Source organism: Pacificoceanicola niger (genome assembly GCF_048553275.1).
In the GTDB taxonomy this organism is placed as follows: Bacteria; Pseudomonadota; Alphaproteobacteria; order Rhodobacterales; family Rhodobacteraceae; genus Pacificoceanicola.
In genome coordinates this window covers 312,755-326,956 of record NZ_JBLZMW010000002.1, presented here as the reverse complement: position 1 = coordinate 326,956, position 14,202 = coordinate 312,755, and the positions used below count along the sequence as shown (strand labels likewise).

General features: G+C 63.0%; 13 protein-coding genes. 10 read left to right on the top strand and 3 right to left on the bottom strand.

Annotated elements, in window-relative coordinates:
- Positions 1 to 39: 39 nt before the first annotated feature.
- Positions 40 to 882: an AAA family ATPase gene (locus ACN2XU_RS04180; RefSeq protein ID WP_419409145.1), complete on the top strand. Its 843-nt coding sequence runs from the start codon at positions 40 to 42 to the stop codon at positions 880 to 882.
- A gap of 10 nt (positions 883 to 892) precedes the next feature.
- On the opposite strand, the gene ACN2XU_RS04175 is transcribed toward ACN2XU_RS04180, so the two are convergent.
- Complete coding sequence (locus ACN2XU_RS04175; protein ID WP_419409144.1) at positions 893 to 1,507, bottom strand: hypothetical protein; 615 nt, start codon at positions 1,505 to 1,507, stop codon at positions 893 to 895.
- Positions 1,508 to 1,693: 186 nt separating this feature from the next.
- Between ACN2XU_RS04175 and ACN2XU_RS04170 the strand changes: the two genes are divergently transcribed.
- The 7 genes from ACN2XU_RS04170 (at position 1,694) to ACN2XU_RS04140 (ending at position 9,074) form a co-directional block, all read left to right on the top strand.
- Entirely contained in the window at positions 1,694 to 2,596 is a 903-nt protein-coding gene (locus tag ACN2XU_RS04170; protein ID WP_419409143.1) for an AEC family transporter, read from the top strand.
- Positions 2,597 to 2,954: 358 nt separating this feature from the next.
- On the top strand, positions 2,955 to 3,410 hold the full coding sequence (locus tag ACN2XU_RS04165; protein WP_419409142.1) for a GNAT family N-acetyltransferase: 456 nt from the start codon (positions 2,955 to 2,957) through the stop codon (positions 3,408 to 3,410).
- Positions 3,410 to 4,792, top strand: coding sequence for a DUF2927 domain-containing protein (locus ACN2XU_RS04160; protein ID WP_419409141.1), 1,383 nt, complete (start codon positions 3,410 to 3,412; stop codon positions 4,790 to 4,792). Before ACN2XU_RS04165 ends, ACN2XU_RS04160 begins: the two co-directional genes overlap by 1 nt.
- Positions 4,789 to 4,956 (top strand): apolipoprotein acyltransferase, encoded by a 168-nt coding sequence (locus tag ACN2XU_RS04155; RefSeq protein ID WP_419409140.1) that lies wholly within the window; start codon positions 4,789 to 4,791, stop codon positions 4,954 to 4,956. The genes ACN2XU_RS04160 and ACN2XU_RS04155 overlap by 4 nt, the downstream gene beginning before the upstream one ends.
- A 133-nt stretch (positions 4,957 to 5,089) precedes the next feature.
- The gene (locus tag ACN2XU_RS04150) at positions 5,090 to 6,274 is read left to right on the top strand and encodes a vWA domain-containing protein (RefSeq protein ID WP_419409139.1); all 1,185 of its coding nucleotides are present in this window, start codon (positions 5,090 to 5,092) and stop codon (positions 6,272 to 6,274) included.
- 246 nt (positions 6,275 to 6,520) lie between these two features.
- Positions 6,521 to 8,587, top strand: coding sequence for a methyl-accepting chemotaxis protein (locus tag ACN2XU_RS04145; RefSeq protein WP_419409138.1), 2,067 nt, complete (start codon positions 6,521 to 6,523; stop codon positions 8,585 to 8,587).
- Between the two features lie 142 nt (positions 8,588 to 8,729).
- Entirely contained in the window at positions 8,730 to 9,074 is a 345-nt protein-coding gene (locus ACN2XU_RS04140) for a hypothetical protein (protein WP_419409137.1), read from the top strand.
- 7 nt (positions 9,075 to 9,081) lie between these two features.
- Here ACN2XU_RS04140 and ACN2XU_RS04135 read toward each other — a convergent pair whose 3' ends face one another.
- Together ACN2XU_RS04135 and ACN2XU_RS04130 are read right to left on the bottom strand one after the other, a co-directional pair.
- Positions 9,082 to 9,594, bottom strand: coding sequence for a putative pterin-binding protein (locus ACN2XU_RS04135; protein ID WP_419409136.1), 513 nt, complete (start codon positions 9,592 to 9,594; stop codon positions 9,082 to 9,084).
- 123 nt (positions 9,595 to 9,717) lie between these two features.
- Entirely contained in the window at positions 9,718 to 11,340 is a 1,623-nt protein-coding gene (locus ACN2XU_RS04130; protein WP_419409135.1) for an FAD/NAD(P)-binding protein, read from the bottom strand.
- A gap of 141 nt (positions 11,341 to 11,481) precedes the next feature.
- Here ACN2XU_RS04130 and ACN2XU_RS04125 point away from each other — a divergent pair, with 141 nt between their 5' ends.
- Complete coding sequence (locus ACN2XU_RS04125; RefSeq protein WP_419409134.1) at positions 11,482 to 12,711, top strand: putative DNA modification/repair radical SAM protein; 1,230 nt, start codon at positions 11,482 to 11,484, stop codon at positions 12,709 to 12,711.
- On the top strand, positions 12,711 to 14,162 hold the full coding sequence (locus tag ACN2XU_RS04120; protein WP_419409133.1) for a UdgX family uracil-DNA binding protein: 1,452 nt from the start codon (positions 12,711 to 12,713) through the stop codon (positions 14,160 to 14,162). Before ACN2XU_RS04125 ends, ACN2XU_RS04120 begins: the two co-directional genes overlap by 1 nt.
- The last annotated feature ends 40 nt before the right edge of the window (positions 14,163 to 14,202 follow it).

The window sequence follows — 14,202 nt, the reverse complement described above, 5'->3', positions numbered from 1 at the left end:
TTCAGGGCTTGACTGTAACCAATCGCGAGGACGCTCTGCATGCGCTTTGAAGGAACCGAAAGCTATGTTGCCACGACAGATTTGACCATGGCGGTCAATGCCGCGGTGACGCTGGAACGGCCGCTTCTGGTGAAGGGGGAGCCGGGCACCGGCAAGACCGAACTGGCGCGGCAGGTGGCCGGAGCCTTGGGTCTGGAGATGATCGAATGGAGCATCAAGAGCACCACGCGCGCGCAGCAGGGCCTGTATGAATACGACGCGGTCAGCCGGTTGCGCGACAGCCAGCTGGGCGATGAGCGGGTCAACGACGTGCGCAATTATATCCGCAAGGGCAAGCTCTGGCAGGCCTTCGAGGCGGGCAAGAAGGTGGTGCTGCTGATCGACGAAATCGACAAGGCGGACATCGAGTTTCCCAACGATCTGCTGCAGGAACTCGACCGGATGGAGTTCCACGTCTACGAGACCGGCGAGACGGTGAAGGCCGATGTGCGGCCGATCGTGATCATCACGTCGAACAACGAAAAAGAGCTGCCGGATGCGTTCTTGCGGCGCTGCTTCTTTCACTACATCAAGTTTCCCGAAGCGGATGTGCTGCGCAAGATTGTCGAGGTGCACCATCCCGGGATCAAGCCGGCGCTGCTGAGCACGGCCCTGACGCAATTTTACGAACTTCGCGAGCAGCCGGGTTTGAAGAAGAAACCGTCGACCTCCGAGGTGCTGGACTGGCTCAAGCTGCTGCTGGCCGAGGACATGGACGCCGAGGATCTCAAACGCGAGGGGGCGAGCGCCCTGCCCAAGCTGCACGGGGCGCTGCTGAAGAACGAGCAGGACGTGCATCTGTTTGAGCGGCTGGCCTTCATGGCGCGGCGTCAGGGACGCTGAGACGGCATGGTCAGCCTGCGCGCTGCGTGATCATGCGATGCAGCGCGCGCCTGCGGCTTCGGCTGGTGATCTGCCGGGTGAGGACATCCGTGGGGTGAAACTGAATGCCGTGACCGAAGCGTGTGATGTCATACCGTTTCGAGCCGCCCATCAGCACATCGGCCTGCTGGGCGGCGACGACCACGGTGACTTCCATGGCGTCACAGGTCTCGAAATCCGGCACGGCGTCCTTTTGCTGGCTTATGCGGCACAGGATGTTGCGGAAACTGCCGATATCGACGACCTCGCCGCCCGCGAGAGGGCCCTGATTGGTCTTGTCCCGAAAATTGCCGCCCAGGACCACGTCCTCTTCGATACGGTCGGTGACGAGGGCTGAGAAGGTCTCGTCCCCGCACAGCAGGTCGACCTTGATCGCGAGGATGTAGACGGTGTCGGCCCCCATGTTCGTCACGAGGCAGCGCGCCTCTTCGCCCTGCTGCGCCGCCATGCCGATGTGGATGACCGCGCGCCGGGCACGCCTGAAGCTGACGAAAAACAAGTGAAGATAAGCGATCCACACAGCAAGCGTCACACCGCCAACAACGACGTTCAAGGCAGCGGCATGGGTTTGTAGCCAGGTCAGCATAGCGGCCCCTTTTGCGAGTCACGTTTCAGCGATTTTGTCACGTCGTTCGAGTGTCTCGGGTGTGTAACGCGGCGCAGTGCGGGCCTGTTCCATAATCGCTCCAGTTTCGACCGTGGACCGGCGGCCCGTCCGGCGCGGAGGTGTCAGGCTTGCGGCCCGGCGGCGGCTGTGCTCTTTGCCTGATCCATGCTGTACATCCTCACCCACGATATCCTTCCCGTGTTCTCGATGCTCGCGCTGGGGTTCGTGCTTGGCCGTGCGGGCAAGATCAGCCGGGACGAGGCCGCGGCGGTGAACCGGGTGGCGTTTCTGGTTCTGCAGCCGGCGCTGATCCTGCCACTGATCGCGGGCGTGGATTTCGCCGCTTTCCGGCTCGATGCGCTGGCGCTCTATGCGCTGTGCCAGGTGGGCACGTTCGGGCTGGCGCTGCTTGCGGCGCGCAGGGTGTTCCGGCGTGAGCCGGTGGAGGCCTGGCTGCTGGCGATGGCGACGGTTTTCGTCAATTCGCTGCTCTACATCTACCCGATTTCCTTCCTGATCTATGGCGAGGCGGCGGCGCTTCCGATCACCGCGATCGTGGCTTGGGATGCCTCCGCCACTTTTGCGTTCTTCATCGTGACCACCGACCTGATGGCCAATCGCACCGCCAACGCGGCGCAGTCCTTGAAGCGGGTCGGCTCGAACCCGGTGCTGATCGCGATCGCGCTCGGGCTGATCGTCAATGCGGCCGGGATCGCGGTTCCGGAGCCGCTGCTGACGGCGATGGATTTCGCCGGAGCTGGCGCGGCGCCGCTGACGCTCTTTGCGCTTGGCGTGATCCTGTCGGGACAGCGGATTGTCCCGGACGGCACGGTGGTGGGCATCAGTGCGATCAAACTGCTGGTATTCCCGGCGCTGATCTGGGCCGCGCTGCAGCTTGCCCCCCTGCCCGCCGACTGGCGACAATTGTTTGTCCTGAATGCCGCCGGCCCCTCCGGCGCAATGGCCTTTGCGCTGGCGATGCTGCACGGGGTGCGCACCGATGCAATCGCTCCGGTGGTCATCTGGACCAGCGTCCTGTCGCTGATCTCGCTCGCCGCACTGGCCTGAGACCGGGCGAATTTCGATAAAATTCGGCGATTCATCGCATGTTTACCCTTTTGGCAAAAAGCTGGGCTGACTGTTCGGCCAAAAGCGACAATAGCACGGCGCAGGGCCGCAATTCGGCCCGGTTTCAGGGCCGAACACCACCCCTTCCGCAGCCCGATTGTTGCACCGATGCACAGGGTAAGCTCATGAATTACAAAGACTTAACGCAAACATTACTAATTGGTTAAAAAAATGTCCGACCGGGGATTCGCGGCCTGTGCACAAACCAAGATCTTGCCCTATAGTGTCCCAACAGAGGACAGAAAAACACCGGATGTCTTGAGCATCCGAGAAAAACAACGAGCAGGCAGGCTTCTCAATGTCCCAACCGAATGACGTGGTCGTACGCGCCTTGCGCAGCGAAGACGAAGAGCAATGGCGCGCGCTGTGGACAGGCTATCTGACCTTCTACGAAAGCAGCGTGTCCGAAGAGGTGTATCAATCCACCTTCGCCCGTCTTCTGGGAGACGATCCGCAGGATTTCCACGGTCTTGTGGCCGAGGTGGACGGCACGCTGGTCGGGCTGGCGCATTACCTGTTCCATCGCCACGGCTGGAAGATCGAGAATGTCTGTTACCTGCAGGACCTTTATGCTGTCCCGGAGGCGCGCGGCAAAGGCGTTGGCCGGGCGTTGATCGAAGCGGTCTATGCCGCGGCAGACGCGGCGGAGGCGCCGTCTGTCTATTGGACAACACAGGAGTTCAACACCACGGCGCGACAGCTTTATGATCGCATCGGTGTGCTGACCCCCTTCATCAAGTACCAGAGGCCGTGATGCGCAGGGCCCGTCGTTACCTTATCCCGCTCTACCTGATGCTTGGCGCCTGCATGCCGGTGTCTCCGAACGATACGCCGACGCGCGCCGCCTCTTCCGTCGAGAGCACCCTGCCCGCGATGAAGAGCTTTTCCGTGCCGCATCCGACGCGGCCCCAGGCATCCAATTCCGACATCGCGCGCGATTTCCTCGATCTGGCCTTTACGCTGGAGTCCGGGCGCGGTCTGCAGATGCTCACGCGGTTCGAAGGGCCGATCCGGGTGCGTGTTACCGGTGAACCGCCGGCGACGCTGAACAGCGATCTGAACCGTTTGCTGCACCGGCTGCGCACCGAAGCGGGAATCGACATTGCCCGCGCCGAGGGCGGCCCGTCGAACGTGACGATCCAGGCGGTGAGCCGCGCCGAGATCCGCGACCAATTGCCGACCGCTGCCTGTTTCGTGGTGCCGAACGTCAGCTCGCTCAAGGAGTATGCGGCGGCGCGACGGACCAGCAAGGTGAGTTGGTCCAAGCTTCGCAGCCGGGAGCGGCTGGCGATCTTCGTGCCCAATGACAGCAGCCCTCAGGAGGCACGCGATTGTCTGCACGAAGAGCTGGCACAAGCGCTGGGACCGTTGAACGATCTCTACCGGCTGCCGGATTCGGTGTTCAACGATGACAATGTGCATACGGTGCTGACCGGGTTCGACATGCTGATCCTGCGGGCCTATTACGATCCGTCGCTGAAAAACGGCATGAGCCGACGCGACGTCGCGGACCGCCTGCCCGCTATCCTCGCGCGGATCAATCCCGGCGGCGCGGGCGGCACACCGCAGCGCGTGACCAAGACCCCGCGCGTCTGGATCGAAGCGGTGCAAACCGCCCTTGGGCCGGGCGCAGGTCCGGGCGAGCGGCGCGCGGCGGCGACCGAAGCGCTCAAAGTGGCCAGTGCCATGGGCTGGACCGATCATCGCCGGGCGTTCTCGCATTACGCCATGGGGCGGCTGCTGCAGTCGATCGACCCCGAAGCGGCGCAGGACCAATTCGTGCTGGCGCAGCGCTACTTCGGCAATTCCGAGGATACCCGCCTACACCGCGCCTATGTCGCCTCCCAGCTGGCCGCCTATGCCATCAGCGCCAACCGCCCGGACGATGCGCTGTATCTGATTTCGCCGCATCTGGGCACCGCTGCGCAGCATGAGAACGCGGCGCTGCTGGCGACGTTGATGATGCTGCGCGCCGAGGCGCTGGAGATGGCTGGCCGGGTCAGCGAAGGCCGGCAGGTGCGTCTGGACAGTCTTGGCTGGGCACGATACGGGTTCGGTTCGGACTGGGCGGTGCGGGCCAAACTGCGTGAGATCGGCTCGCTCAGCCCCCTCAGACGGAGCCGCGGCGCACTATGATCGTCATTCTTTTCGCCCTGCTCGGGGCCGTGCTGGGCGGCGTCACCGCCGCCCGCCGCAAGGGCACAACGCCGGACATTGCGCAATATGCGGTGGTCTACGCCATTGTTTGCGCGCTGCTGGGATTGATGCTGACCATTGGGGTGGAAAAGCTGGCCGGCTGACGCGCGGGAGCCTGCGTTCGGCACATGCCTTGGGGTCAGGACGCGACGCCTTGGCCGTTTGATCGGTGGGCGGGCCAAAGAAACCGGGCCGCCGCGCTTGCGTTTCCGCCCGCAGCGCGGCTAGGTGTTGGCCATGTTCGTGCCCTTCTTCGAAAATCTGCGCACGGCCGGGGTTCCGGTCAGCCTGCGGGAATACCTGACCTTTCTGGAGGCGCTCAAGGCCGGTCTGGCGACCTATGACGTGGAGGCGTTCTATTTCCTGTCTCGCAGCGCCATGGTCAAGGATGAGCGGCATCTGGATCGGTTCGACCGGGCCTTTTCCGCGTCTTTCAGCGGTCTGGAGGCGATCACCGCAGAGCAGGTTCTGCAGGCGGTGAACCTGCCGGAAGACTGGCTGCGCAAGCAGGCCGAAAAACACCTGAGCCCGGAAGAAATGGCCCGGATCGAGGCGCTCGGCGGCTTTGACAAGCTCATGGAAACGCTCAAGGATCGGCTTTCGGAGCAGGACGGACGGCATCAGGGCGGCAGCAAGTGGATCGGCACCGCAGGCACGTCACCGTTCGGCGCCTATGGCTACAATCCCGAAGGCGTCCGCATCGGTCAGACCGAAAGCCGCCATCAGCGCGCCGTGAAGGTCTGGGACAAGCGGGAGTTCCGCAATCTCGATGACAGCGTGGAGCTTGGGACGCGAAACATCAAGGTGGCACTCAAGCGGTTGCGCCGGTGGGCGCGAGACGGTGCGGCGGATGAGCTGGACCTCGACGGGACAATCCGCGCCACCGCCGAGCATGGCTATCTTGACGTCAAGACACGGCCCGAACGGCGCAACGCGGTGAAGGTCCTGCTATTCCTTGATGTCGGCGGCTCCATGGACGCGCATATCCGTATGGTTGAGGAGCTGTTCTCTGCTGCCAAGGCCGAGTTCAAGCACCTCGAATACTATTACTTCCACAATTGCCTCTATGAGGGGGTTTGGCGCGACAACCGGCGACGCTGGGATCAGCAGACGCCGACTTGGGAAGTTCTGAATACCTATAGCCCTGACTACAAATGCATTTTCGTCGGCGACGCCAGTATGAGCCCCTATGAGGTCGCCTACCCTGGTGGCGCCAATGAGCACTGGAATGCAGAGGCGGGCCAGGTTTGGCTGGATCGGGCGCGGCAGCAGTGGAGCGACCACCTCTGGTTGAACCCGACACCAGAGCGCCAGTGGGACTACACCCAGAGTATCGGCATGATCCGCGAGATTTTCGAGGACCGTATGGTGCCAATGACGCTGGATGGAATCGACCGCGGCATGAAGCTTCTGAGCCAGTGAAGCGGCTATGAAGACGGTCTCAATTTGAACGAAAACCAGAAGGGTACGTGGTTCTGTGCAGGACGGAATTGTTCCCCAAGGTGTTGTCTTGGCTTGATTCCACAGGGGATTGTGCCACCGCTGAGTGGTTTGGCTAACAATCGTTTCCAGTTTACCTAAAATCGTAAGAAGCTGGAAAACCCTTGTTCATCTTTACTAAAAACCTGACGCGCTAGACCGATACTGAAACCGTCGGGGAGTGTGTCGATGTCGCTCAAATTTCGCATTATCATAGCCATTCTGGTGAGCGCCTTCGTCTCTGTGGCGATGGTCTCCACGCCACTCTATTTCGGCACACAGAAGCTAATTGACGAGGGAAGCGACCGCCAGCTGGCACAAGTGCGCGCCCGGGTTCATTCGGGACTTGAGGCACGCATCGCAACGGCCTTGTCGATGGCCCAGACCATCGCGGCGATCCCGCGTGTGCAAAGAGCCGTGGAGAAAGCCGACACGAAGGGCCTGCACCGGCTTTTCGTAAAGGATTTCAAGGCGCTGGAGAAGGCCACAGGCGTAGCGCAGTTCCAGTTCCACACCCCCGACGCAGTTTCGATCCTGCGTGTGCACAACCCCGATGAATACGGCGACGATCTGTCTGGCGTCCGCCCGATGGTCGTGGCCGCAAATGAAGGAAGCGTCTCACTTTCGGGGCTGGAGCATGGCCGTGCCGGGCTCGGCATTCGCGGCATCGCACCGGTGACAGATGATGGCGAACACCTCGGCACGGTCGAGATCGGACTTCGATTCGACGAGGCCCTGCTTACAAGTCTGGTCGAGGATGCGGATGCGCATCTGGAGATTTACGTGCTGCCGGACGCCAGCATTGATACCTTTGGGGACAACGCGTCGGAGATCACGCGGATCGCCGGCAATTTCGACAGGCCCCCTCTGATGACACCGGCAGAGGTTGCATCGGCGGTGAAAGAGGGCACGAGCAACGCGCGACTGACGCTCGACGGTGAGCTGCATGGCGAAACCCGATTTGTCATCCACGATTATTCCGGCGCGCCCGTGGCCCTGGCCAACGTATTGGTCGGATTGGGCACGGCAACCGCCATTTCCCGGCAGATGACCTTGCTGGGGGCGGGAGCCGCCGGTCTTGCTCTGCTGTTGAGCGCTCTTCTGGCCTGGATCTACGGCCGCCGTCTCACAGCCGCGCTGAACCGGGTCAGCGCGCGGATGCGTGATTTGGCACAGGGCAATACCGAGGTGGATCTCGATCCCACGCAAGAAAGTGGCGAGATTGCCGAGATGACGGAAGGGCTGGCGGTGTTCCGGGACGGGCTGGTGGATGCGCAGCGACTTCGCCAGGAACAAGACGCGCGCCAGGCCGCGCAGGAACGGGTGGTGACGCATCTGGCGCGCGCCTTGCGAGGGCTTGCGAACGGGCAGCTCGAAACCCGCATCACCGAGGACTTTGGCGAGGGCTATGCCCAGCTTGTTACGGACTTCAACGCCGCCGCGAACGGGCTGAACGAACTCATTTCGGCGATTGCGGGGGTTGCCGGGACGGTCACCGACCGGGCCAAGGATCTGTCTGAATCCGCCATTGATCTCTCGAACCGCACCGAAACCTCGGCGGCGACCCTGGAACAAACCGCTGCAGCGTTGGAGCAGGTGACCGGCAATCTGCGCAATACCACTGATGGCGCACAAAACGCCAATGCCGCAGGTATCAGTGCAATCGAAAAAGCGCGCTCCGGCGCGGATGTGGTTTCCGAAACGGTGCAGGCGATGACGGCGATCGACGATTCCGCCGAAGAAATCGCGCGGATTACCGACCTGATCGACGATATCGCCTTCCAGACGAACCTGCTTGCGCTCAATGCAGGGGTCGAGGCGGCGCGGGCCGGAGAGGCGGGCAGTGGTTTCGCTGTTGTCGCCTCCGAGGTTCAGGCGCTGGCCCGGCGGACGGCCGACGCCGCCGGCCAGATTGGCAACCTGATCAACACATCGGGCGAGAAGGTGAAGCACGGCGTTCTGTTGGTCAATCGCACCGGGTCGGCCTTGGATGAAATCGTTGCTGCCGTCGAAAGCGTGACCCAGCAGATCAGCACAATTGCGGATCTTGCGATGGAACAGCGTCAGAGCCTTTCGGAGATCAACATCGCTGTCACCGATCTGGATCAGACGACACAGAAGAACGCGGCGATGTTCCAGCAGACGAACGCGGTAAATGAGGCTTTGCTCGAACAGGGCGAAAAACTGAAATCTCTGGTTGAGCAATTCCGCTACGGAGCCGAAATCGAATTGTTTGAAACAACGGAGGCGGCATAACCCGAGCGAAATAGAGGGTTTGTTTCCAGCCTGGACACTATACTTGGTGTTCTGTCACGGAAATGTCATGTTTCCATCGTGGAAATGACACGGTTGGGTCACATTTTCAGGTTGGAAAACAGAAACTTTCCTACGTGTGCCAATGCCGGACCCGACATCGCGAGAGCAACCCTCTGCCATTTCCGTTGTTCTGCGCGACGAGAGCCTCGTGGGACCGCGAGGGACGGAGCGTCGGATCGTGCTTGACTCGCCGCGCACCACAGTGGCTGAACTGATCGCGCTACAGGTGCACCGGGCCGAGCCGGACGGTGGCGTTGACGACAAGGTCCGGCCGGATCACTTGCCCGCGAGTCTGCAGCGGGCGTTGGAAAAGTTCCAGAACGGCCAGCTCGTCATTCTGGTAAACGAGCGCCAAATACAGCGACTGGACGAAGCGCTTTTCTTGCGGGATGGCTGCGTTATCGCGTTTCTTCACATGGGCGGCTGAGGAGGGATCACTCGTCGACGACGATTCGGTCCAATTGCCAGATACTTCGGGCGTAGATCACCTCTGTGCGGAATTCGGCGGAGTCGGAAAACGGATAGATCACCCACAGCGGGCCTTTCTCGCGCCGCGACATGGCGGCCCCGTCCATGGCATATGCGAGGATCGGACCGTCCTGTGTCGCGTCTGAGACAGGAATTTCCACCCGGTAATCATTGATGGCATACGCGCTCAGCGTCTCCCCCTCCGCACCGACATGATCGAGCAGCTTGTGCAGCCGAACGCCGGTGAATGTTCGGACGCCAGATGTCCAGATGGTTTCCGTGACGATCTCGCTCTCGCCCAGGGCCTTGAGCGCCGCGAGGTCGAATTGCGCCGCCCCGCCAGACGTCGTGTTCGTGATTGCTCCGGTGATCGTGAGGATCACGGGGTCCGTCGGCTCCGGCAAGGTATCCGCAAAGGCGGAATGACCCGCAAGCGTTGCGGCCAGGGAGATGGCAAGACACATCGGACGCATGGTCATGAAAAACTCCTTTTTCAATCTGACGTTTGACAGCATCAGCTCAAAAAATCACGGCTACAGCCGGATTGAAATTCATATCCGGAAGAATAGGCGCAAGAATGGGAAGGGCCCGGTTCCATGGCGTCATGCGATCCGGCACAGCACGCCCCCTGCCCAGCGATCTCCCGACGCCCCGAAACAATCATGCAGCGAATCCGCCGCAATCACACTGCCAAGCGCAAGACGCCCAAGCAGGCACAGGCCCGGCGCCCGGCTGCCGTCCGGACCCAGAACGCTGCCGTCGGCGGCGGTATTCGCGGCGAGCCCATCGCCGCGGGCACACACCTTGTCCTGATCCATGAGACCGTCGAGCAGCGGCGCATCCAGCATGCGCAATTTTGGCGCGGGCAAGACCGAGTCGATCATGACCGTGACCGGGGTTTCGTTCAGCCGCCAGCCTTCGTCCCGCAACGTGATCTCGGGATCGGCGGCACAGGAAAGGTCGACAAGGCCGTGCTCGACCAAAGCCAACATCTCGCGCAGGGCGCTGACCGGCGGTCCATAGCTGTAGCGCTTCAGGCTCTCGTCGAAATTCAGGATGGTCTGCGCGGTTTGCGGCGCGTGATGCACCGGATTGAAGCCGACGCGCAGCGCGTCCTGCCATTTGCGCCAGACCTGCCCCACGGCATAGCCGATGGTCGGCGGCTCCGCACCGGTGGCCAGGGCGAGGCCCCGCCGCAGCAAATCCAGTGCGGTGCCGGTTTCCTGAACACCCGGATCCTGCCATTCGGCGCGGAGCCAGTCTGTTATGGCCGTTCTGTCGAAGGCGGCGCCGGTTTCCTCAAGGATGCGCGCGACGACGGGGGCAAGCGCCTCGGTCAAGGCCGCGCAGGCGCCATGGGGATCGAGCGTCACGGCCCGGTCGAGGGCTTGCGAGAAGCGATCGGTTTCGATGGCACGCGGCGTGAAACGGTCATCGATTGCTTTGGTTTCAGGCTTCGCGAATGGTGGCTTGCCGTCCAGGGAAAACGGCAGAATGCGGGCGGGTTCGGCCCCGGATGCGCGATAGCTCCCCTGCTCGATACGCCCGCCCTGCCCCAGGGTCAGAACGCGCATCACGTCGAAACAGGACAGCGCAAGGCCACGGATGGCGATGGTACGGCCCTGCCACTGTTGCGCCTGCTCTTGCAGAGCGGCGGCGGGATAGGCCTGCGCCAGGGTCGCGCGGCCATCGGCGGCATGGGCCTGCCAGTCGGCGAGTTGCGGGTCCGGGCGCGTCTTTGGCTGCCCAAGGGTGAGCAACACCTCGGCATAGCGCCCGGCATGGCCGGACGCCGTTTTCAGAACCCAATCGCGGCCGAGCCTGCGGAGCGAGATCGCACGCTCGCGGATCACCGTGATGTCGAGCGCGCCGCAGTTGCGCAGATCGGCAAAGCGGGCTTCGAGATAGCGGCCGAGATCGGCGCGGCGGGGAAAGGCATCCGGATCCGGTGTGCCGCCCAGCCAATCGGCAAAGCTGCCGGTGGGCGAATAAGCCGGTGGGCGAATCGCGATGTCACGATGCGGGATATTCAGCAGGCAGAGCGGGCTTTCGGCAGGATCGAAATTGGGACCGGCGCCGGGGGCGTGGAACGGCTCGTAGACATGAACCGCCAGCCTGCGCCCCTCCTCCAGCAGCCGGGCCGCCAACGACTCGAGCGCGCCGAGGCCGCGCGGTCCCATCCCGATGACCGCGAGCGCCGCTTGTCCCGTACCTGCACCTGTCATGATCGTCACCCTTCCTTCGAAAACAGAGAGATAGCGCCGGTATGGCAAAAGACACGGGGGGCACCGGGGCCTTCATGCAAAAATGCAGCGCACCCTTAAAGAAGCATTGATTGCCGCGACTGATGTTCTATTTTCGTTCTCATGCAACGCAGCCTTCAAGACAAACTCGCCATTCTCGCCGATGCGGCAAAATATGATGCCTCCTGTGCCTCCTCCGGCACGACGCGGCGCGATTCCACCAAGGGAGGGATCGGCAGTGCCGGGGGGAGCGGGATCTGCCATGCCTACACGCCAGATGGACGCTGTATCAGCCTGCTGAAGATCCTGATGACGAATTTCTGCATCTACGATTGCGCCTATTGCATCAACCGGGTCAGCAGCGGCGTGGAGCGGGCGCGGTTCAGTCCCGAGGAGGTGGTGAGCCTGACGCTGGAGTTCTACCGGCGGAATTACATCGAAGGGCTGTTCCTCAGTTCCGGGATCATTCGCAGTCCGGACAGCACCATGGCGGACATGGTGCGCATTGCGCGGATGTTGCGGGAGGAGCACGGGTTCAAGGGCTATATTCATCTCAAGACGATCCCGGAGGCCTCGCAGGAGCTGATCGACGACGCAGGGCTTTATGCGGATCGCCTGTCGGTGAACATCGAGTTGCCCCGCGATGACAGCACCCGCGCGCTGGCGCCACAGAAGAAGCCGGAGACGATCCGGTCAGCCATGGCCTCGGTGCGTCTCAAACAGGAGGAAAGCAAGGAGCGGTCCTTTCGCGGCAAGCGGCCGGGGCGATTTGCGCCCGCCGGGCAGTCGACGCAAATGATCGTGGGCGCCGATGCTGCCAACGATCAGGATATTCTGACAACCGCGTCAAGGCTTTATACCGGATACCGGCTGCGCCGGGTGTATTATTCGGCCTTCTCGCCGATCCCGGATTCCTCGGCTGCATTGCCGTTGATCAAACCGCCGCTGATGCGCGAACACCGGCTGTATCAGGCCGATTGGCTGCTGCGGTTTTATGGGTTCGAGGTGGAGGAGATCGCCGGGGTGACCCCGTCCGGCAATCTTGATCTGGACGTCGACCCGAAGCTGGCCTGGGCGCTGGCGCATCGCGGGCAGTTTCCGGTGGATGTGAACCGGGCTGGCAAGGAGATGCTGCTGCGGGTGCCGGGCTTCGGCACGAAGACCGTGGGGCGCATCCTGAAGGCGCGGCGGTCCGGTGTGCTGCGCTATGGCGACTTGCTGCGGATCGGGGCGATCATGGGCAAAGCCAAGAGCTTTGTCAGCACGCCCGATTGGTCGCCCGGGGCCCTGACGGACAGCGACGGTCTGCGCGCGAAATTCCTGCCGCAGCCGGAGCAGTTGAGCCTGTTCTGATGTACCGGGTCGATCTTCCGGACCTTGGGTTTTTCGAGGTGTGGCGCGATGCGGCGCGGCGGTTGCTGAGCCATGGGGTGCCGCCCGAGCAGGTGACATGGCACCGGGGCGGCGACGGCGATCTGTTTGGCGGAAAGCCGGTGCCCGGTCAGACCGGCATTCATCATGTGACCAGTTCGAAGGACTTTCCCGCGCTGGCCAAAAGCGTGCTGTGCCACAGCGATCCAGGCGGGCCCGCCCTGCTCTACGAGGCGCTGCACCGGCATCAGAAACAGCGTTCGTTGCTGTCAAATCCGGCGGATCCCCTGGCGCGGCGGCTTGCCAAACTGTCGAAGGCCGTGGGACGGGACATGCACAAGATGCATGCTTTCGTGCGGTTTCGGGAATTGCCTCAGGCGGGCGAGCGGCGCCGGTTCGGCGCCTGGTTCGAACCCGATCACCACATTCTGGAGCAGGCAACGCCGTTCTTTGCCAAGCGGTTTGCCGATATGGATTGGACCATCGCCACGCCGCAGGGCGTTGCGGCCTTTGTGGCGGGCGGGCTGAGCTTTCACCCGGCAGCCCCCCGCCCCGATTTGCCGCAGGATGCGTCAGAGGCGCTTTGGGGGACGTATTTTGCCAATATCTTCAACCCCGCGCGCTTGCACCTGAAGGCGATGCGGTCGGAGATGCCGTTGAAATACTGGAAAAACCTGCCGGAGACAGAGCTGATCCCCGGCATGCTGGAGGCGGCGGAGGGCCGGGTTCAGGCGATGCGGGATGCCATGCCGACGCAGGCCCCGGCGCGGGCCGCGCGAATTCTGGACCGGCTGCCGCAGACCCCGGTGACAGAGGCCCCCGCAACGCTGGAGGACGCGCAGGCGGCGGCGCGGACCTGCCGACGCTGCGGATTGTGCGAGGCCGCCACGCAGACGGTCTGGGGCGAGGGTCCGGCGCAGGCGCCGCTGATGATCGTCGGCGAGCAGCCCGGTGATCAGGAGGATCTGGCGGGACGACCCTTTGTCGGCCCGGCCGGGCAGCTTTTGCGGGAGGTGATGGCGGAGGCGCGCATCGGGCCGGTTTGGATGACCAATGCGGTCAAGCATTTCAAGTTTCGACCGAATGGCAAACGCCGCCTGCACCAAAACCCCGACCGCGACGAGATCGACCACTGCCGGTGGTGGCTCGATCTGGAGCGGCGGTTGATCCGGCCGCGGCTGACCGTGGCGCTCGGGGCAACGGCGGCCTATGCGCTGACCGGGGATCGCGGGGCGTTGACAGCGCGGCGTGGCGGGATCGAAACCGCGCGGGATGGCGGCTCCGTCCTTGTCAGCTATCACCCGAGTTACATTCTGCGACTGAGCGGCACGGAGGCGCAGACCGCGCGCGCGGCGCTGTTGCAGGACCTGCGGCGTGCGGCGGATCAGATCGCAGAGATGCCCCGGCGGGAGGATCTTGCCGGGACATCCTGAGGGCGGACCGGACGGCCTGCCCCTGTGATCGCGCCTTCAC

What these genes read in the sequence shown, in the direction of transcription:
- ACN2XU_RS04180 (WP_419409145.1), top strand. Translation starts at nt 40, where the DNA reads ATGCGCTTTGAAGGAACCGAAAGCTATGTTGCCACGACAGATTTGACC.
- ACN2XU_RS04175 (WP_419409144.1), bottom strand. Translation starts at nt 1,507, where the DNA reads ATGCTGACCTGGCTACAAACCCATGCCGCTGCCTTGAACGTCGTTGTT.
- ACN2XU_RS04170 (WP_419409143.1), top strand. Translation starts at nt 1,694, where the DNA reads ATGCTGTACATCCTCACCCACGATATCCTTCCCGTGTTCTCGATGCTC.
- ACN2XU_RS04165 (WP_419409142.1), top strand. Translation starts at nt 2,955, where the DNA reads ATGTCCCAACCGAATGACGTGGTCGTACGCGCCTTGCGCAGCGAAGAC.
- ACN2XU_RS04160 (WP_419409141.1), top strand. Translation starts at nt 3,410, where the DNA reads ATGCGCAGGGCCCGTCGTTACCTTATCCCGCTCTACCTGATGCTTGGC.
- ACN2XU_RS04155 (WP_419409140.1), top strand. Translation starts at nt 4,789, where the DNA reads ATGATCGTCATTCTTTTCGCCCTGCTCGGGGCCGTGCTGGGCGGCGTC.
- ACN2XU_RS04150 (WP_419409139.1), top strand. Translation starts at nt 5,090, where the DNA reads ATGTTCGTGCCCTTCTTCGAAAATCTGCGCACGGCCGGGGTTCCGGTC.
- ACN2XU_RS04145 (WP_419409138.1), top strand. Translation starts at nt 6,521, where the DNA reads ATGTCGCTCAAATTTCGCATTATCATAGCCATTCTGGTGAGCGCCTTC.
- ACN2XU_RS04140 (WP_419409137.1), top strand. Translation starts at nt 8,730, where the DNA reads ATGCCGGACCCGACATCGCGAGAGCAACCCTCTGCCATTTCCGTTGTT.
- ACN2XU_RS04135 (WP_419409136.1), bottom strand. Translation starts at nt 9,594, where the DNA reads ATGACCATGCGTCCGATGTGTCTTGCCATCTCCCTGGCCGCAACGCTT.
- ACN2XU_RS04130 (WP_419409135.1), bottom strand. Translation starts at nt 11,340, where the DNA reads ATGACAGGTGCAGGTACGGGACAAGCGGCGCTCGCGGTCATCGGGATG.
- ACN2XU_RS04125 (WP_419409134.1), top strand. Translation starts at nt 11,482, where the DNA reads ATGCAACGCAGCCTTCAAGACAAACTCGCCATTCTCGCCGATGCGGCA.
- ACN2XU_RS04120 (WP_419409133.1), top strand. Translation starts at nt 12,711, where the DNA reads ATGTACCGGGTCGATCTTCCGGACCTTGGGTTTTTCGAGGTGTGGCGC.